Origin of the sequence: Pseudomonas sp. 31-12 (genome assembly GCF_003151075.1) — a bacterium.
Classification (GTDB): domain Bacteria; phylum Pseudomonadota; class Gammaproteobacteria; order Pseudomonadales; family Pseudomonadaceae; genus Aquipseudomonas.
The window spans coordinates 559,726-577,324 of the sequence record NZ_CP029482.1 but is presented as its reverse complement, the minus strand read 5'-3'; the positions used below and the strand labels follow the sequence as shown (position 1 = coordinate 577,324).

At 58.9% G+C, this 17,599-nt stretch carries 15 protein-coding genes; 8 read left to right on the top strand and 7 right to left on the bottom strand.

Translation table 11 applies throughout. The features are described from left to right. Nucleotides 1–57 precede the first annotated feature (57 nt). Nucleotides 58–2,508: a glycogen/starch/alpha-glucan phosphorylase gene (locus DJ564_RS02715; protein ID WP_109627493.1), complete on the bottom strand. Its 2,451-nt coding sequence runs from the start codon at nt 2,506–2,508 to the stop codon at nt 58–60. A gap of 259 nt (nt 2,509–2,767) precedes the next feature. Between DJ564_RS02715 and DJ564_RS02710 the strand changes: the two genes are divergently transcribed. Beyond that, nucleotides 2,768–3,208: a YkgJ family cysteine cluster protein gene (locus DJ564_RS02710; protein WP_109635925.1), complete on the top strand. Its 441-nt coding sequence runs from the start codon at nt 2,768–2,770 to the stop codon at nt 3,206–3,208. Nucleotides 3,209–3,528: 320 nt separating this feature from the next. Here the strand turns inward: DJ564_RS02710 and typA are convergent, their stop codons facing one another. Together typA and thiI are read right to left on the bottom strand one after the other, a co-directional pair. After that, nucleotides 3,529–5,349, bottom strand: a complete 1,821-nt coding sequence (gene typA, locus DJ564_RS02705) for a translational GTPase TypA (protein ID WP_109627491.1) — start codon at nt 5,347–5,349, stop codon at nt 3,529–3,531. A 139-nt stretch (nt 5,350–5,488) separates the two neighbouring features. Further along, nucleotides 5,489–6,943: a tRNA uracil 4-sulfurtransferase ThiI gene (gene thiI, locus DJ564_RS02700; RefSeq protein ID WP_109627489.1), complete on the bottom strand. Its 1,455-nt coding sequence runs from the start codon at nt 6,941–6,943 to the stop codon at nt 5,489–5,491. Nucleotides 6,944–7,273: 330 nt separating this feature from the next. On the opposite strand from thiI, the gene glnA reads away from it, so the two are divergent. From glnA to ntrC, 5 genes are all read left to right on the top strand, one after another. Next, a complete protein-coding gene (glnA, locus tag DJ564_RS02690) occupies nt 7,274–8,680 on the top strand; it encodes a glutamate--ammonia ligase (protein WP_010464555.1) in 1,407 nt (468 codons plus the stop codon). Between the two features lie 302 nt (nt 8,681–8,982). Continuing rightward, complete coding sequence (locus DJ564_RS02685) at nt 8,983–9,492, top strand: DUF4124 domain-containing protein (RefSeq protein ID WP_109627486.1); 510 nt, start codon at nt 8,983–8,985, stop codon at nt 9,490–9,492. Next, the gene (locus DJ564_RS02680) at nt 9,489–10,109 is read left to right on the top strand and encodes a DUF4124 domain-containing protein (RefSeq protein WP_109627484.1); all 621 of its coding nucleotides are present in this window, start codon (nt 9,489–9,491) and stop codon (nt 10,107–10,109) included. Before DJ564_RS02685 ends, DJ564_RS02680 begins: the two co-directional genes overlap by 4 nt. 231 nt (nt 10,110–10,340) lie before the next feature. Beyond that, nucleotides 10,341–11,426: a nitrogen regulation protein NR(II) gene (gene glnL / locus DJ564_RS02675; protein WP_109627482.1), complete on the top strand. Its 1,086-nt coding sequence runs from the start codon at nt 10,341–10,343 to the stop codon at nt 11,424–11,426. Further along, entirely contained in the window at nt 11,423–12,859 is a 1,437-nt protein-coding gene (gene ntrC / locus DJ564_RS02670) for a nitrogen regulation protein NR(I) (protein ID WP_010464563.1), read from the top strand. The genes glnL and ntrC overlap by 4 nt, the downstream gene beginning before the upstream one ends. Nucleotides 12,860–13,483: 624 nt before the next feature. Here the strand turns inward: ntrC and DJ564_RS02665 are convergent. Then, entirely contained in the window at nt 13,484–13,924 is a 441-nt protein-coding gene (locus DJ564_RS02665; RefSeq protein WP_109627480.1) for a hypothetical protein, read from the bottom strand. Here DJ564_RS02665 and DJ564_RS02660 point away from each other — a divergent pair. Next, entirely contained in the window at nt 13,923–14,378 is a 456-nt protein-coding gene (locus DJ564_RS02660; protein WP_007949025.1) for a tRNA (cytidine(34)-2'-O)-methyltransferase, read from the top strand. The two genes, DJ564_RS02665 and DJ564_RS02660, sit on opposite strands and share 2 nt — an antisense overlap. Nucleotides 14,379–14,486: 108 nt before the next feature. Here the strand turns inward: DJ564_RS02660 and secB are convergent, their stop codons facing one another. Genes secB through DJ564_RS02645 form a run of 3 tightly spaced genes read right to left on the bottom strand, consistent with a single transcriptional unit; the run spans nt 14,487 to nt 15,683 of the window. Continuing rightward, on the bottom strand, nt 14,487–14,972 hold the full coding sequence (secB, locus tag DJ564_RS02655; RefSeq protein ID WP_007949026.1) for a protein-export chaperone SecB: 486 nt from the start codon (nt 14,970–14,972) through the stop codon (nt 14,487–14,489). 41 nt (nt 14,973–15,013) lie between these two features. Beyond that, the gene (gene grxC, locus DJ564_RS02650; protein ID WP_010464569.1) at nt 15,014–15,268 is read right to left on the bottom strand and encodes a glutaredoxin 3; all 255 of its coding nucleotides are present in this window, start codon (nt 15,266–15,268) and stop codon (nt 15,014–15,016) included. A 1-nt stretch (nt 15,269) separates the two neighbouring features. Beyond that, nucleotides 15,270–15,683 carry a rhodanese-like domain-containing protein gene (locus tag DJ564_RS02645; RefSeq protein ID WP_109627478.1) on the bottom strand — a complete coding sequence of 138 codons (414 nt, stop codon included), beginning with the start codon at nt 15,681–15,683 and terminating at the stop codon, nt 15,270–15,272. A gap of 153 nt (nt 15,684–15,836) precedes the next feature. Here DJ564_RS02645 and gpmI point away from each other — a divergent pair, with 153 nt between their 5' ends. Then, on the top strand, nt 15,837–17,366 hold the full coding sequence (gene gpmI, locus DJ564_RS02640) for a 2,3-bisphosphoglycerate-independent phosphoglycerate mutase (protein ID WP_109627476.1): 1,530 nt from the start codon (nt 15,837–15,839) through the stop codon (nt 17,364–17,366). Nucleotides 17,367–17,599: the final 233 nt, after the last annotated feature.

Sequence of the window (17,599 nt, the reverse complement as noted above, 5' to 3'; positions counted from 1 at the left end):
TAGTATATCGGTCAGGCCCAACAACCGTCGGGCCTTGCTCGCAATTACTGCTAAAAGTTACTCCAACGCCTTCCAAATATCCGTGGCGTACTCGCGAATGGTCCGGTCGGACGAGAACCAACCCATCCGGGAAGTGTTCAACACCGCCGAACGCCACCAGGCTTGCGAATCGTGCCAATGGGCTTCCACGCGCATCTGCGCGTCCCAGTAGGAATCGAAATCGGCGCAGACCAGGAAGCGGTCGTAGTCGATCAGCGAATCGATCAAACCCGCGTAACGGGACGGATCATCCGGCGAGAACACCCCGCCGCGGATCGCTTGCAGCACGTCATTCAAACGGTGTGATGCGGCAATGTCCGGCGTCGCATTGAACTCATGGTTCTGTTTGCGCGCTTCAACCTGCTGGGCGCTGAGGCCAAAGATGAACATGTGCTCGGCGCCGATGAACTCGCACATTTCGACGTTAGCGCCATCGAGGGTGCCGATGGTCAGCGCGCCGTTGAGGCCGAACTTCATGTTGCTGGTACCCGAGGCTTCGAAGCCTGCGGTGGAAATCTGCTCCGACAAATCCGCCGCCGGAATGATGCTCTCCGCCAGGCTGACGTTGTAGTTGGGCAGGAACACCACTTTGAGCAGACCGCGCACCGTCGGGTCGTTGTTCACTACCCGGGCGATGTCGTTGGTCAACTTGATGATCAGCTTGGCCTGGTGATAACTGGCCGCCGCCTTGCCGGCGAAGATCTTCACCCGCGGCACCCAGTCGATTTCCGGCTCGGCGCGAATCGCTTGGTACAGCGCCACGGTGTGCATCAGGTTGAGCAACTGGCGCTTGTATTCGTGGATCCGTTTGACCTGCACGTCGAACATCGCCGCCGGGTTGACCGCGATTCCCAGCCGTTCATGAATCAGGTACGCCAAGGCTTTTTTACTGTGCAGGCGCTGTTCGGCGAAGGCTTTGCGGAACGCAGCTTTCTCGGCAAACGGCTCCAGTTCCTTCAGGCGTGCTTCAGCGTTGTCCAACAGGTCCGGGCCGAGGGCGTCGACCATCATCGACGTCAGCTCGGGGTTGGCTTGGTAGAGCCAGCGGCGGAAGGTGATGCCGTTGGTCTTGTTGTTGATCCGCTCTGGATAGAGTTTGTGCAGTTCGGAGAACACGGTTTTGCGCATCAGCTGCGTGTGCAGCGCGGACACGCCGTTGACGCTGTGGGAACCAAGGAACGCCAGGTTGCCCATGCGCACGCGGCGGCCGTTGTCTTCTTCGATCAGCGACACCGCACGCAGCACGTCGAAGTCGTGAATGCCTTTGGCACGCAGCGAATCGATATGCTGGGCGTTGATCTGATAAATGATCTGCATGTGCCGCGGCAGCATCCGCTCCATCAAACCGACCGGCCAGGTTTCCAGCGCTTCCGGCAACAGCGTGTGGTTGGTGTACGAGAGCGTGTCGACGGTGACCTGCCACGCGGCGTCCCATGCTACATCGTAGACGTCGACGAGCTGACGCATCAGTTCGGCCACGGCAATCGACGGGTGCGTATCGTTGAGCTGGATCGCCGCATGGTCGCCCAGGGTCAGGACCGAGGTGTGCATGTTGCGATGGCGGCGCAGCAAATCCTGCAAGGACGCGGCGACGAAGAAGTATTCCTGGCGCAGGCGCAGTTCCTGGCCGGCTTCGGTGCTGTCCGCCGGGTAGAGCACGCGGGAGATACTTTCGGCCCGGGCGACTTCGGCCACAGCGCCCAAGTGGTCGCCTGCGTTGAAGCGTTCCAGGTGCAAATCTTCCATGGCGCGGGCACGCCACAGGCGCAGCGTATTGACGCTCGCCCCGCGCCAGCCGACCACCGGTGTGTCGTAAGCAATGGCCCGCACGGTTTCCGCCGGGGACCAGACTTGCTTGGACTTGCCGGCTTCATCGGTCACGGTCTCGACACTGCCGCCGAAGCCGATCGGGTACACGACTTCAGGCCGTTCAAATTCCCACGGGTTGCCGAAATCCAGCCAGTGTTCGGTTTGCTCCTGCTGCCAGCCATCGACGATGGCCTGGCGGAACAAGCCGTGCTCATAACGAATGCCATAGCCGTGGCCAGCAATGCCGAGGGTCGACATGCTTTCCATGAAGCACGCTGCCAGACGACCGAGGCCACCGTTGCCCAGGGCCGCGTCGGGCTCCAGCAGGCGAATGCGTTCCAGGTCGACGCCAAGTTCGGTCAGCGCTTCGCGGGCGACGTCGAGCAGGCCGAGGTTGCTCAGGCTGTCGTACAGCAGCCGGCCGATGAGAAATTCGAGGGAGAGGTAGTAAACCCGCTTCTGACCTTTGCGGTAGATCTGCCGGGTGTGATCCATCCAGTGTTCGACCATGTGATCGCGCGCTGCCAGGGCAATGGCTTCGAACCAGTCGTGGTCGAAGGCGTGATCCGGGTCTTTGCCCACCGCGTAGGTGAGTTTGGTCAAGACGGCATCGCGAAATGCGGCCACCTCTGCTTCGCGAACAAGTGGTTCTTGAGTCATCGATAGGACCTCGAGCGAGCGTGGAGTTGTTGAGCCTAGACGGTCTGACAGGCCGCGGGGACTCTGGTTCGGCAGTTTTTCCTGATAGTGCGAGATAGGCCGGCATTACATTGTCATGTACCTGAATCAATGCAGGGGCCGTGCCGGATTAATGGTGTTATTTGGGAGAAGGAGAAAAAATCTGGCGAAAGGTTGTTCAAAAATCCACCAGTCCCGGTATGATCGCGCGCCCTGATGCACACGCTGGTAACAACCGATGATGAAGTCCAACCTGATCGCTGCCGCAGAGATCGATCGCCTCGATACCTGGGCCAAATATTCTGCGCCGATGTGCGGCTCGTGTGTATCCAGTTGCTGCACCCTGCCGGTCGAGGTCAAGATCAAGGATCTGATCCGTATCGGCATCGTCGACGAATTCGAGCGCGGCGAGCCGGCGAAGAACATCGCCAAGCGTTTGCAGAAGGAAGGGGTCGTCGAGCGCTACAGCCAGAAAACCGAGATCTTCACCCTCCAGCGCATGAGCAATAACGATTGCCTGTACCTGGATCGCAAGAGCCGTCTGTGCACTATTTATGAAAAGCGCCCGGACACCTGCCGCAATCACCCAAAAATCGGGCCACGGCCGGGGTATTGCGCTTACAAGCCTAAAGAAGTGGCGCGTGAGACCAGCGAGAGCCGTCGGACGCTTGAGAAGTTCTGATCGAGGCTAAGGGCTGATTCTGCGCCGCTCTTGAGAACCACCCCTCACCCCAGCCCTCTCCCCAGTGGGGAGAGGGGAAAGGGAGCAGATCTTCAAGCTTTTCAAACCTGAGTTCGACTCGATATTTCAGGTCGATGTAACTCGAAAGAACAACTCGGTCAGTCCCCTCTACCCTCTGGGGAGAGGGTTAGGGTGAGGGGTCGATCCCAAGTCATCCCAAGGCTCTGAAAACTCCATCATCAAATTCCACTTCCCCAGACATACAAAAACGCCCCCGACCTTGAGGTCGGGGGCGTTTTTTTGTCAGCTAACTAAATAACTTAGTTACCGGACTTCTTGGCAGCGCGGGTACGCTCGCTTTCGCCCAGGATCTTCTTGCGAAGACGGATGGACTTAGGAGTGACTTCGCACAATTCGTCTTCTTGAACGAATTCCAGAGCTTGTTCCAGGGTGAAACGGATAGGCGGAACCAGAGCGATGGTTTCGTCTTTACCCGAGGCACGCATGTTGTCGAGCTTCTTGCCTTTGGTTGGGTTGACGCCCAGGTCGTTGTCGCGGCTGTTGATGCCGACGATTTGACCTTCGTACACGTCTTCACCGTGACCCAGGAACAGTTTGCCGCGAGCTTGCAGGGTTTCCAGCGAGTAAGTCAGAGCCTTACCGGTCGCTACCGAAACCAGCACGCCGTTCTGACGGCCGGACATGTCGCCGGACTTCATCACGTCGTAACGGTCGAAGATCGAGGTCAGGATGCCTGCACCGGAGGTCAGGGTCAGGAACTCGTTACGGAAACCGATCAAGCCACGAGCCGGGATGTTGTACTCAAGGCGCACACGGCCCTTGCCATCCGGAACCATGTTGGTCAGGTCGCCCTTACGGATACCGATCTGTTCCATGATCGAACCTTGCGATTCTTCTGGCAGGTCGATGGTCACGTTTTCGTACGGTTCGTGCTTCACGCCGTCAACCATACGGATGATCACTTCCGGACGACCAACACCCATTTCGAAGCCTTCGCGACGCATGGTTTCGATCAGTACCGAGAGGTGCAGCTCACCACGGCCGGAGACTTTGAACTTGTCGGCGGTGTCGCCTTCTTCAACGCGCAGGGCAACGTTGTAGAGCAGTTCTTTGTCCAGACGTTCCTTGATGTTACGGGACGTCACGAACTTGCCTTCTTTACCGCAGAAAGGCGAGTCGTTTACCTGGAAGGTCATGGAAACAGTTGGTTCGTCAACGGTCAGCGGCTTCATCGCTTCGACGTTCAGTGGGTCGCACAGAGTGTCGGAGATGAACAGCTGGTCGAAGCCGCTGATGCAGACGATGTCGCCGGCAGCTGCTTCTTCAACGTCGATACGGTGCAGACCGTGGTGACCCATCAGCTTCAGGATACGACCGGTACGCTTCTTGCCATCGGCGTCGATAGCGACAACCGGAGTGTTCGGCTTGATGCGGCCACGAGCGATACGGCCAACGCCGATAACACCCAGGAAGCTGTTGTAGTCCAGAGCGGAGATCTGCATCTGGAACGGACCTTCACGGTCGACTTTCGGCGCAGGTACGTTGTCGACGATCGACTGGTACAGCGGGGTCATGTCTTCAGCCATGTCGGTGTGTTCCAGACCGGCAATGCCGTTCAGGGCCGAGGCGTAGACGACTTTGAAGTCCAGCTGTTCTTCGGTAGCACCGAGGTTGTCGAACAGGTCGAAGATCTGGTCCAGAACCCAGTCCGGACGCGCGCCTGGACGGTCAACCTTGTTGATGACCACGATTGGACGCAGGCCGGCTTCGAAAGCCTTCTTGGTCACGAAACGGGTTTGCGGCATAGGGCCGTCTTGAGCGTCAACCAGCAGCAGAACGGAGTCAACCATCGACATTACGCGTTCAACTTCGCCGCCGAAGTCGGCGTGGCCCGGGGTGTCCACGATGTTGATGTGGTAGCCGTTCCAGTTGATGGCGGTGTTTTTCGCCAGAATGGTAATACCGCGCTCTTTCTCCTGGTCGTTGGAGTCCATCACGCGCTCGTCGTTGAGCTCGTTGCGCTCCAGGGTGCCGGATTGACGCAAGAGTTTGTCTACCAGGGTGGTTTTACCATGGTCAACGTGAGCAATGATGGCGATGTTGCGTAGATTTTCGATCACTTGTGTATCTCGATCAGAGGATTCGGTGTGCTGACAAGTCTTGGCAGCGATTTACAGTAGAGTCAGGCCTTGCCGTTACAGCTTGACGGCAGAGTCGGGGGGCCGGTGACGCAGGCCACAGGCATACAGCCCCGGGCTCTTAGCTCGGTCGATAAACGCGCACATTGGCATGCCCCTCACTGAGCAAATGGTGGGCATGCAGGCGACTCATCACGCCTTTGTCGCAATACAGCAGGTACTGGCGAGTAGGGTCCAGTTCCTTGAAACGAGCGTTCAATGCATAAAACGGCATCGTTTGTACCTCAATGCCATCGAGGCCCAGCGGGTCGTCTTCAGCGGCATCCGGATGACGGATGTCGATGACGATCTGACCAGCCAGCGCTTCGCTGACTTCTTCGATCTGCAAGTCCTGGCCCAATTCGTCGATCACACGATCGATCGGCACCAGTTTGGCGTTCTCGAGCGCACGCTCAAGGACTGCCATGTCGAACTGTTGTTCTTCGTATTCCACGCGCGGACGCTTGGCGTGGGTCTTGGGGTTCACCGAGATGACCCCGCAGTATTCCGGCATGTGCTTGGCGAAGTCGGCAGTGCCGATTTCGTTGGCCAGGTCGATGATGTCCTGCTTGTGACTGGCGATCAGCGGACGCAAGACCAGCTTGTCGGTCACGCAGTCGATCACGGACAGGTTCGGCAGTGTCTGGCTCGACACCTGGGAAATCGCCTCGCCAGTAACCAGCGCTTCGATGTCCAGCCGATCGGCAATACGGGAAGCAGCGCGCAACATCATACGCTTCAAAACTACACCCATATGACTGTTATCGACTTTCCCGAGAATTTCTCCCAGTACTTCCTCGAATGGCACACTCACAAATAACACGCGTTGGGAGCTGCCGTACTTCTTCCAGATGAAGTGCGCGACTTCCATGACGCCCAGTTCATGGGCCCTTCCGCCCAGATTAAAGAAGCAGAAATGGCTCATCAGGCCACGGCGCATGATCTGGTAAGAGGCAACGGTCGAATCGAAGCCGCCGGACATCAGCACAAGCGTCTGTTCCAGGGCACCCAGCGGATATCCACCGATGCTGTTGTGCTGGCTATGGATCACGAACAACCGTTTGTCGCGAATTTCGATGCGAACTTCGATTTCCGGCTCTTTCAGCGAGATTCCGGCAGCGCCGCACTGACGACGCAGTTGGCTGCCGACGTATTTCTCGACGTCCATCGAACTGAATTCATGCTTGCCGGCACGCTTGCAGCGCACCGAAAAGATCTTCCCGGCCAACGCCTCACCGAAGTGCTGCTTGCACTTGGCGACGATGTCGTCGAAGTCACCCAGCGGGTATTCATCGACTTGCAGGAAATGCGCGATGCCCGGCATGCAGCTCAGGCGCTCCGTCATCTCCTTCAGGGCCTTGGGCTCGCTGACGCGGGTTTCCAGCTCGAGATTGTCCCACACACCGTTCACCACCACAGCCGGGTCCAGGTCGCGGAGCACGGTACGGATATTTTTGGCCAACTGGCGGATGAAACGCATCCGTACCGGGCGGCTCTTGATGGTGATCTCGGGGAAGACTTTTACGATTAATTTCATGAAAACAGCGCGCGCAGGCCCAGCCGAAAAAGGGGGGCGCGGATTATAGCGGAAATTGCTCAAGGTTTAACCAGTTAATGTGCAGAAGGTTTTGCGCGCACCAAAACGGGTCATTTAGCGATTTTAACGCTACATTGTAGGGCGAGATTTTCCGCTTACAGACGCTTTGTGCCTTTATAAGCGTGATATTGGGGCAAAAAACCCATGCTGGGGCACTGGCATGCAATTTGCTCCCTTGTGAGGCAGGTTGCCTTGGCAGAGTATTCGCGCCGGCATCACCCACATTCTAAGGGCATCCACTACTAAGCCCGAAGCCACCCGGAGGACACTATGTCGAAGTCGGTTCAACTCATCAAAGATCATGACGTCAAGTGGATTGATCTGCGCTTCACGGACACCAAAGGCACTCAGCACCACGTGACCATGCCGGCTCGCGACGCGCTGGATGAAGCTTTCTTCGAAGAAGGCAAAATGTTCGACGGTTCCTCCATCGCTGGCTGGAAAGGCATCGAAGCTTCCGACATGATCCTGATGCCGGACGATTCCACCGCTGTCCTCGACCCGTTCACCGAAGAGCCAACCCTGATCCTGGTCTGCGACGTGATCGAGCCTTCGACCATGCAAGGCTACGACCGTGACCCACGTGCGATCGCCAAGCGTGCCGAGGAATACCTGAAGTCGACCGGTATCGGTGACACCGTATTCGTTGGCCCGGAGCCAGAGTTCTTCATCTTCGACGAAGTGAAGTTCAAGTCCGACATCTCCGGCTCGATGTTCAAGATCTACTCCGAACAAGGTTCGTGGATGTCCGACCAGGACGTGGAAGGCGGTAACAAAGGCCACCGTCCAGGCGTCAAAGGCGGCTACTTCCCGGTTCCGCCGTTCGACCACGACCACGAAATCCGTACCTCCATGTGCAACGCCATGGAAGAAATGGGCCTGGTCATCGAAGTTCACCACCACGAAGTGGCCACTGCCGGCCAGAACGAAATCGGTGTGAAGTTCAACACCCTGGTGGCCAAGGCTGACGAAGTTCAGACCCTGAAGTACTGCGTACACAACGTTGCTGATGCATACGGCCGCACCGCGACCTTCATGCCTAAGCCGCTGTACGGCGATAACGGTTCGGGTATGCACGTTCACCTGTCCATCGCCAAAGATGGCAAGAACACCTTCGCTGGCGAAGGTTATGCCGGCCTGTCCGACACCGCCCTGTACTTCATCGGCGGCATCATCAAGCACGGTAAGGCCTTGAACGGCTTCACCAACCCGTCGACCAACTCCTACAAGCGTCTGGTCCCAGGTTTCGAAGCTCCAGTGATGCTGGCCTACTCGGCGCGCAACCGTTCCGCTTCGATCCGTATTCCTTACGTGTCCAGCCCTCGCGCTCGCCGTATCGAAGCCCGCTTCCCGGATCCGGCAGCCAACCCGTACCTGGGCTTCGCTGCCCTGTTGATGGCTGGCCTGGACGGCATCCAGAACAAGATCCACCCAGGCGACGCCGCTGACAAAAACCTGTACGACCTGCCGCCTGAAGAGGCGAAAGAGATCCCACAAGTTTGCGGCAGCCTGAAAGAAGCCCTGGAAGAGCTGGACAAAGGTCGTGCGTTCCTGACCAAAGGCGGCGTGTTCTCCGATGACTTCATCGACGCTTACATCGCTCTGAAAAGCGAAGAAGAAATCAAGGTTCGCACCTTCGTACACCCACTGGAATATGAGCTGTACTACAGCTGCTGATCCGGTAGCGCCTGCGCAAGCGGCGTGACAAAAAAAGAGGCCTCCTTCGGGAGGTCTTTTTTGTGCCCGCGATTTAGAGACCAACTCAGTACCAATGTGGGACCGGGCTTGCTCGCGAATGCAGTGTGTCAGCTTGCATTGATGGTGACTGACACTCCGCTTTCGCGAGCAAGCCCGCTCCCACAGGGGGGGGTGTGGTGTTTGAGGGATTTCGGCAATTCATGCCCTGATGTTTATGAATTGGGTCAATCGCCGCCCCTGACCTATGCTGCACCCCAACGCTTTCGTTTCTGGTCGATTTTATGGGTCGTGGTTTTTTACTGATGTTGCTGCTGATCGCCCTGCCCGCCGCAGCGCAGATCTATAAGTACACCGACGCCTCCGGCAACACCGCCTACAGTAATCAACCGCCCGACGGCGTCAAGGCGCAGCCCGTCGAGCTGCCTCCGCTCAACAGCGTTGAGCGCCAGGCACCTCCTGCGCCCGCTGCCGAAGCCAGCAACCGCGAACAACTGCACAGCGCCTACGAGGTGCTGGAGTTGACCGGTCTGCCGACCGACGAAGCCCTGCGCGCCAACAATGGTACGTTCACGGTCAGCGTCATGATCAAACCACGCCTTCAAGCGCCGCACCTGTTCAGGTTGCTGCTGGACGATCAACCCTACGGGCAATCGAGCAACGTGCCGATCCTGCAACTGGTGAACATCGACCGTGGAGAACACAGCCTGGCGGTGCAGGTGATAGACGGCGAGAACATCGTCCAGCAAAGCCCGACGGTGACGTTCACCGTGCAGCGAGTGCATAAACCATGAGGGTGTGGCTGCTGATCGCCTGCCTGATCGCACTGCCGGTTACAGCCGAGGTCTTCACCTACGTCGACGCTCACGGCAACCGGGTCTACACCGACCGACCAGGCTCAGGCAACGCCAAGCGCGTGCCGCTGGCGACGAGCAATCGCATGTCTGCCAACCCGACTGGCGCGAGCCCCGTGGTTGCTGCAAAAAAGAATGAAGAATTGCCGCTGTTCCACTACGACATGCTCCGCGTGCTGGTCCCGGAACCCGACGCTACGGTCCGTAGCAATGCCGGGGAACTGATCGTCAGTGTCACCAATGAACCCGGCCTGCAACGGGGCCATCGCTACCGATTGCTGCTCGACGGCCAACCCACCGCCGAGCCCGGCCTCAGCCCGGTGTTTGCCCTGAGCAACATCGACCGCGGCAGCCACAACCTGTCCGTGGAAATCCTCGACGAACAAGGCCGCACGGTCGAACGAACAGCCAATCAACCCTTCCAGATGCTGCGCATCTCCCTCGCACAGAAACGCAAGGTCAAGCCCTGCACCCTCACCGACTACGGTCAACGGCCGGAATGTCCGCTTAAAGACAAACCCGAAGAAGAAAAAAATCCCTTCCTGCGTTTCTTCTAACTTCGTTCAGCTTTGCGCACTATATTGGTGCAATAGGTTGCACCGTTCCCACATCTCAACCCATTTTGGTTCGAAAGTACCCGCGAAAGCTGGCAGAACGCCACGCAAACGAGCGTCAAACGCCCGTTTCAGGCTTTAAACGCTTCTTTTCGGAGCCTTGGTTTGGTTTTTGCATTTTCCTTGTATAGGCGCGTTATTCACGCGCATGCCCTGCTCCAAAAGAGGTCCTAAATGACCATCAGTGACGCACTGCATCGTCTGCTTCTCGACAACCTGACCACCGCCACCATCCTGCTCGACGCCGAACTGCGCCTCGAGTACATGAACCCGGCGGCGGAGATGCTCCTGGCCATCAGCGGTCAGCGCAGCCATGGGCAGTTCATCAGCGAGTTGTTCACCGAATCCACCGAAGCGCTGAATTCCTTGCGCCAGGCAGTCGAGCAGGCGCACCCGTTCACCAAGCGCGAAGCCATGCTCACCGCCCTCACCGGCCAGACGCTGACCGTCGACTACGCGGTGACACCAATCCTGGCCAACGGCGCCACAATGCTGCTGCTGGAAGTCCATCCTCGCGACCGCTTGCTGCGGATCACCAAGGAAGAGGCGCAACTGTCGAAGCAAGAGACCAGCAAGATGCTGGTGCGCGGCCTCGCTCACGAAATCAAGAATCCGCTGGGCGGGATTCGCGGCGCCGCACAATTGCTTGCCCGCGAACTGCCGGAAGAAAGCTTGCGCGACTACACCAACGTGATCATTGAAGAAGCCGACCGTCTGCGAAACCTCGTCGACCGCATGCTCGGCTCTAACAAACTGCCGTCGCTGGCGATGTGCAACATCCATGAAGTGCTCGAACGCGTCTGTCATCTGGTGGAGGCCGAAAGTCAGGGCTGCATCACTTTGGTGCGCGACTACGATCCAAGCATCCCGGACGTGTTGATCGACCGCGAACAAATGATTCAGGCCGTACTGAACATCGTGCGCAACGCGATGCAGGCCATCAGCAGCCAGAACGAGCTGCGTCTGGGCCGCATCAGTTTGCGCACCCGCGCCATGCGCCAGTTCACCATCGGCCACGTGCGCCATCGCCTGGTGACCAAGATCGAAATCATCGACAACGGTCCCGGCATTCCCGCAGACCTGCAGGAAACCATCTTCTTCCCCATGGTCAGCGGTCGTCCGGACGGTACCGGACTGGGCCTGGCCATTACCCAGAACATCATCAGCCAGCACCAGGGCCTGATCGAATGTGACAGCCATCCAGGCCACACCACCTTCTCGATCTTTCTGCCACTGGAACAAGGAGCCACATCGACATGAGCCGTAGTGAAACCGTGTGGATCGTCGATGACGACCGTTCTATCCGTTGGGTCCTGGAAAAAGCCTTGCAGCAAGAAGGCATGACCACGCAAAGCTTCGATAGCGCCGATGGCGTGATGAGCCGCCTGGCGCGCCAGCAGCCGGATGTGATCATCTCCGACATCCGCATGCCGGGTGCCAGTGGCCTGGACCTTCTGGCGCGGATTCGCGAGCAACACCCACGGTTGCCAGTGATCATCATGACTGCGCACTCCGATCTGGACAGCGCTGTCGCGTCCTATCAGGGCGGCGCGTTTGAGTACCTGCCAAAACCGTTCGACGTCGACGAAGCAGTGTCGCTGGTCAAGCGTGCGAACCAGCATGCTCAGGAACAACAAGGCCTGGAAGTCCCGGTCGCCCTGACCCGCACCCCGGAAATCATCGGCGAAGCGCCAGCGATGCAGGAAGTGTTTCGCGCCATCGGGCGCTTGAGCCACTCCAACATCACCGTGCTGATCAACGGCGAATCCGGTACCGGTAAAGAATTGGTAGCCCACGCCCTGCACCGTCACAGTCCACGGGCGGCGTCGCCGTTCATCGCGCTGAACATGGCGGCGATCCCGAAAGACCTGATGGAATCCGAGTTGTTCGGCCATGAGAAAGGTGCATTCACCGGCGCGGCCAACCTGCGTCGCGGGCGCTTTGAGCAGGCGGACGGTGGCACGCTGTTCCTCGACGAAATCGGCGACATGCCGGCGGACACCCAGACGCGTTTGCTGCGCGTACTGGCCGACGGCGAGTTCTACCGCGTCGGCGGTCATACGCCGGTGAAGGTCGATGTACGGATCATCGCCGCGACTCACCAGAACCTGGAAACCCTGGTGCATGCCGGGAAATTCCGTGAGGACTTGTTCCACCGCCTCAACGTGATCCGCATCCACATCCCACGGCTGTCGGACCGTCGCGAAGACATCCCGACCCTGGCCAAGCACTTCCTCAGCCGCGCTGCGCAAGAACTGGCGGTGGAGCCGAAGCTGCTGAAAAGCGAAACCGAGGAATACCTGAAGAACCTGCCGTGGGGCGGCAACGTGCGTCAGCTGGAGAACACCTGCCGCTGGATCACGGTGATGGCTTCGGGTCGCGAAGTGCACATCAGCGACCTGCCGCCGGAGCTGTTGAGCCTGCCGCAGGATTCGGCGCCGGTGACCAACTGGGAGCAGGCGCTGCGTCAGTGGGCTGACCAGGCGTTGGCTCGCGGCCAGTCGAGCCTGCTCGACAGCGCCGTGCCGGCGTTCGAACGGATCATGATCGAGACCGCACTCAAACACACCGCCGGACGGCGTCGGGATGCTGCGGTTTTGCTGGGTTGGGGGCGTAATACCCTGACGCGCAAGATCAAGGAATTGGGGATGAAGGTTGATGGTGGGGATGATGATGAGGGGGAAGAGGGTTAATCGGCAGACCTGAGAACCACCCCAGCCCTCTCCCCAGAGGGGAGAGGGGAAAGGGAGCCGATCTCGACAACTTTCAAATCCAGAGTTCGGCTCGATGTCTCAGGTCGCAGCACTTCGATCAAACCACTCGGTCAGTCCCCTCTCCCTCCGGGAGAGGGTTAGGGTGAGGGGTCGATTCAAGGATTAGTCCCCATTAAGAATGCACCGCAAGCCCTCTGTGCACCGCCGCAATGCACCGTGAACCGCAATCGCGCACGGCAACAGATCCGAAATCCCGCCTGAGTTCGCAATCGAACCCCTATCGAAAAAACACGAAAGCCGCGGAATACGGGGCTTTCGACGTTTCAGCGCGACATTCTGTTTCAACTTGTTAAAACCTGGCACGCCCCCTGCAATAGTCCATTCAGTGATTCAGTTCACTACCCGGTTTCGGGGACCTTGGTACAGGCAGGCCGGGGATTCCCCTCTTTACATCGGGCTCACACCGCATAAGCGACGAGCCCCCAGTTTTGGGGCCCTTGATACAGGCAGGTCAGGGGTTCCTTCTTTACACCGGGCTCGACGCCATGCGCGAGCCCTGCCGTTTTGGGGACCTTGGTACAGGCAGGCCGGGGATTCCCTCTTTTATTGCTCCCGGAGATGGATCTCCAGCCGCCAGCGGTCATCGACCTCGCTACCGGTCCACTCGCCCTGCAATGGCCGGGCCGCCACTACCGTCAGCAACAACCCTCCGTCACTCAAGCGCGTCCGCCAGTTCACGACCTTGTCGTTGAGTTTGAGCTGGCCTTTCTGCGCCTTGCCTTGCGCCTCGAACAGCAACGCGAGGCTGCCGTCGACAAACTCGCCGTGGGCCTTGGGTTCGTTGTTGAACCACACCACCAGCCCATCGTCCGTCACCTCGACCTGTTGCAATTCGCTGGGGTCAGGCGTGGTCAGGCGGCCGATCATCAGCCCCACCATCAGTCCGACAATCGCCAGCGACCCCATGACCCGAGGTAATAGTTTCGAACGTGGATCGATGGGCGGCGTAGAATGCCGCTCATCTTTACCTTCGGAGCCGTGCATGTTTCACGTCATCCTTTTCCAACCAGAAATTCCGCCGAATACCGGCAACGTTATCAGGCTGTGCGCCAACAGTGGCTGCCACCTGCATTTGATCGAACCGCTGGGCTTCGAGATGGACGACAAGCGCCTGCGCCGGGCCGGCCTCGACTACCACGAGTATGCCACCCTGCAACGCCACGCGGACCTCGCCAGTTGCCTGGAAAGCCTCGGTCATCCACGGCTGTTCGCCTTCACAACCAAAGGCTCACGGCCGTTCCACGATGCCAGTTTTGCCGAGGGCGACGCGTTCCTGTTCGGCCCGGAAAGCCGTGGTTTGCCGGCCGAAGTGCTCGATGCACTGCCCGGCGAACAACGCCTGCGCTTGCCGATGCGTGAAGGCTGCCGCAGCCTGAACCTATCGAACACCGTGGCGGTCGCCGTCTACGAAGGCTGGCGCCAGCTCGGGTTCAAGTAACTCGACAATCATTTTCGCCTGACAGAAACAATCGCGGGCAAGCCCGCCCCCACAGGTTTTGCACAATCCTGTGGGAGCGGGCTTGCCCGCGATTTTCAGCAGCGACGCTTACTGAACGGTAGGAGTCTCGCCAGCCGCTTGCATGCGTTGCAGCTCTTGTGCGTACAGCGCGTCGAAGTTCACCGGAGCCAGCATCAGGGCCGGGAACGAACCGCGGGTCACCAGGCTGTCCAGGGTTTCGCGAGCGTACGGGAACAGGATGTTCGGGCAGAACGCGCCGAGGGTGTGGCTCATCGAAGCGTCGTCCAGGTTCTTGATCAGGAAGATGCCGGCCTGTTGCACTTCAGCGATGAACGCCACTTCGTCACCGTTTTTCACGGTCACGGACAGGGTCAGCACGACTTCGTGGAAGTCGCCTTCCAGGGCCTTTTGACGGGTATTCAGATCCAGACCGACGCTCGGTTCCCACTGCTGGCGGAAGATCGCCGGGCTTTTCGGGGCTTCGAACGACAAGTCACGTACGTAGATGCGCTGCAAGGAGAATTGCGGTGCGGTTTCTTCTTCGCTAGCTGCAGTGTTCTGTTGGTCAGTCATCTCAGATCCTTTCTGATCTTGGGGTCTTATAGGGAAGGCGTTCAGGCCTTGAGCATGGCGTCGAGCTTGCCGGCGCGCTCAAGGGCAAACAAATCATCACAGCCACCAATGTGGCGCTCGCCGATCCAGATCTGCGGCACGGACGTACGTCCGGCCTTCTGGGCCATGGCGGCGCGCACCTGCGGCTTGCCATCGACCTTGATCTCTTCGAAGGCCACGCCTTTGTTCTCGAGCAGGTATTTGGCTCGCGAACAGTAAGGGCAGTAATCGCTGGAATAGACGACGACGTTGCTCATATCACTTCACCAGCGGCAGGTTGTCGCCTTTCCAGCTGGAAATACCGCCGGAGAGCTTGGCGGCGGTGAAGCCGGACTTCATCAGCTCGCGGGCATGGGTGCCGGCAGTCTGGCCCATGGCATCGACCAGGATGATGGTCTTGGCCTTGTGCTTTTCCAGTTCGCCGACGCGAGCGGTCAGTTTGTCGTGAGGAATGTTCACCGCGCCAACAATGTGACCGGCGGCGAAATCCTTGACCGGACGAATGTCGATCACAACGCCCGCGTCCTTGTTGACCAGCCCGGTCAGTTCACCGGTGCTCAGGCTGCGGCCGCCGCCTTGCATCTGATAAGCGATCAGCAACGCCAGCAGTACGACGAAGATACCGACGAGCAGATAGTGGTTAGTGGCGAATTGAATCAGGTTAGCAACCATCGAAGGAGGTTCCAGGGCGTTAAAATGTCGGCCAGTATACACAGCCACTATGGTGGGCCAAACCCCGTCCGGCGGTGACGGCGCAGGAACTTCGCTTTAAACTGCCACTCCCTTTTCCATCGCCCTCTTTTAATTCAGCCACGAGTGGAATCCATGACTACCACGCCTAAACCTTTGGTCCTGATTATTCTCGACGGCTTCGGTCACAGTGAGAGCCCTGAATCCAACGCCGTGTTTGCGGCGAAGAAGCCCGTACTGGACCGTTTGTGGGCCACCGTGCCGAACGGCCTGATCTCGGGCAGCGGCATGGACGTCGGCCTGCCGGACGGCCAGATGGGCAACTCCGAAGTCGGCCACATGAACCTGGGCGCCGGTCGCGTGGTGTATCAAGACTTCACACGCGTGACCAAATCGATCCGCGACGGCGAGTTTTTCGAGAACCCGACCATCTGCGCTGCAGTCGATAAAGCCGTTGCTGCCGGCAAAGCCGTGCACTTCATGGGCCTGCTGTCCGATGGCGGCGTTCACAGCCACCAGGATCACCTGGTTGCCATGGCCGAACTGGCCTACAAGCGCGGCGCCGAAAAAATTTACCTGCACGCCTTCCTCGACGGTCGCGACACACCGCCGAAAAGTGCCCAGTCGTCCATCGAACTGCTCGACGCGACCTTCCAGGCCCTCGGCAAAGGCCGGATCGCCAGCATCGTTGGCCGCTACTTCGCCATGGACCGTGACAACCGTTGGGACCGCGTGTCCCAGGCCTATAACCTGATTGTCGACGGCAACGGCGAATTCAACGCCGCCACCGCCCAGGAAGGCCTGCAAGCCGCTTACGAGCGTGGCGAGAGCGACGAATTCGTCAAAGCCACCTCCATCGGCGAGCCGGTGAAAGTCGAAGACGGCGACGCCGTGGTCTTCATGAACTTCCGCGCCGACCGCGCCCGTGAACTGACCCGTGTGTTCGTCGAAGACGGTTTCAAGGAGTTCGAACGTGCGCGCCAGCCGAAACTGGCCGGTTTCGTGATGCTGACCCAATACGCTGCCAGCATCCCTGCGCCATCGGCCTTCGCCGCCGGCAGCCTGGACAACGTGCTGGGCGATTACCTGGCGAAAAACGGCAAGACGCAACTGCGCATCGCCGAAACCGAGAAATACGCTCACGTGACCTTCTTCTTCTCCGGCGGTCGCGAAGAACCGTTCCCGGGCGAAGAGCGCATCCTGATCCCGTCGCCGAAAGTCGCCACCTATGACTTGCAGCCTGAGATGAGCGCGCCGGAAGTCACCGACCGCATCGTAGACGCGATCGAAAACCAGCGTTATGACGTGATCGTGGTCAACTACGCCAACGGCGACATGGTCGGCCACAGCGGCGTGTTTGATGCGGCGGTGAAAGCCGTTGAATGCCTGGACCTGTGCGTTGGCCGCATCGTCGATGCGCTGGACAAGGTGGGCGGCGAAGCGCTGATCACTGCCGACCACGGTAACGTCGAGCAAATGTCCGATGAATCCACTGGCCAGGCGCATACCGCTCACACCACCGAGCCGGTGCCGTTCATTTATGTCGGCAAGCGGGACTTCAAGGTTCGCGATGGCGGCGTGCTGGCGGATGTGGCGCCGACCATGCTGATGCTGCTGGGGATGGAAAAACCGGCGGAAATGACCGGTACGTCGATTCTGGTGTAATCAGCCTCTTCGAAAGCCGCAAACCCTGTGGGAGCGGGCTTGCCCGCGATAGCAATCTGACAGCCAACTAATATGTTGAATGTCAGGACACCATCGCGGGCAAGCCCGCTCCCACAGTGGTTTCTGGTGGTTTCAAAGATTAATTGCACCCACTTGCCAGCCCGGTTATCACACAACCCCAATTGGGCGTTTTTTTTGCGGCGCTTGGCGGGCATACTAGGCCGTCCCTTTCC

Bases quoted from the DNA above. Each gene is read 5' to 3' on its own strand.
- DJ564_RS02685 (WP_109627486.1), top strand. From the start codon at position 8,983: ATGGGTCGTGGTTTTTTACTGATGTTGCTGCTGATCGCCCTGCCCGCC.
- ntrC (WP_010464563.1), top strand. From the start codon at position 11,423: ATGAGCCGTAGTGAAACCGTGTGGATCGTCGATGACGACCGTTCTATC.
- DJ564_RS02660 (WP_007949025.1), top strand. From the start codon at position 13,923: ATGTTTCACGTCATCCTTTTCCAACCAGAAATTCCGCCGAATACCGGC.
- glnA (WP_010464555.1), top strand. From the start codon at position 7,274: ATGTCGAAGTCGGTTCAACTCATCAAAGATCATGACGTCAAGTGGATT.
- glnL (WP_109627482.1), top strand. From the start codon at position 10,341: ATGACCATCAGTGACGCACTGCATCGTCTGCTTCTCGACAACCTGACC.
- secB (WP_007949026.1), bottom strand. From the start codon at position 14,972: ATGACTGACCAACAGAACACTGCAGCTAGCGAAGAAGAAACCGCACCG.
- gpmI (WP_109627476.1), top strand. From the start codon at position 15,837: ATGACTACCACGCCTAAACCTTTGGTCCTGATTATTCTCGACGGCTTC.
- DJ564_RS02665 (WP_109627480.1), bottom strand. From the start codon at position 13,924: ATGCACGGCTCCGAAGGTAAAGATGAGCGGCATTCTACGCCGCCCATC.
- DJ564_RS02645 (WP_109627478.1), bottom strand. From the start codon at position 15,683: ATGGTTGCTAACCTGATTCAATTCGCCACTAACCACTATCTGCTCGTC.
- grxC (WP_010464569.1), bottom strand. From the start codon at position 15,268: ATGAGCAACGTCGTCGTCTATTCCAGCGATTACTGCCCTTACTGTTCG.
- thiI (WP_109627489.1), bottom strand. From the start codon at position 6,943: ATGAAATTAATCGTAAAAGTCTTCCCCGAGATCACCATCAAGAGCCGC.
- DJ564_RS02715 (WP_109627493.1), bottom strand. From the start codon at position 2,508: ATGACTCAAGAACCACTTGTTCGCGAAGCAGAGGTGGCCGCATTTCGC.
- DJ564_RS02710 (WP_109635925.1), top strand. From the start codon at position 2,768: ATGAAGTCCAACCTGATCGCTGCCGCAGAGATCGATCGCCTCGATACC.
- DJ564_RS02680 (WP_109627484.1), top strand. From the start codon at position 9,489: ATGAGGGTGTGGCTGCTGATCGCCTGCCTGATCGCACTGCCGGTTACA.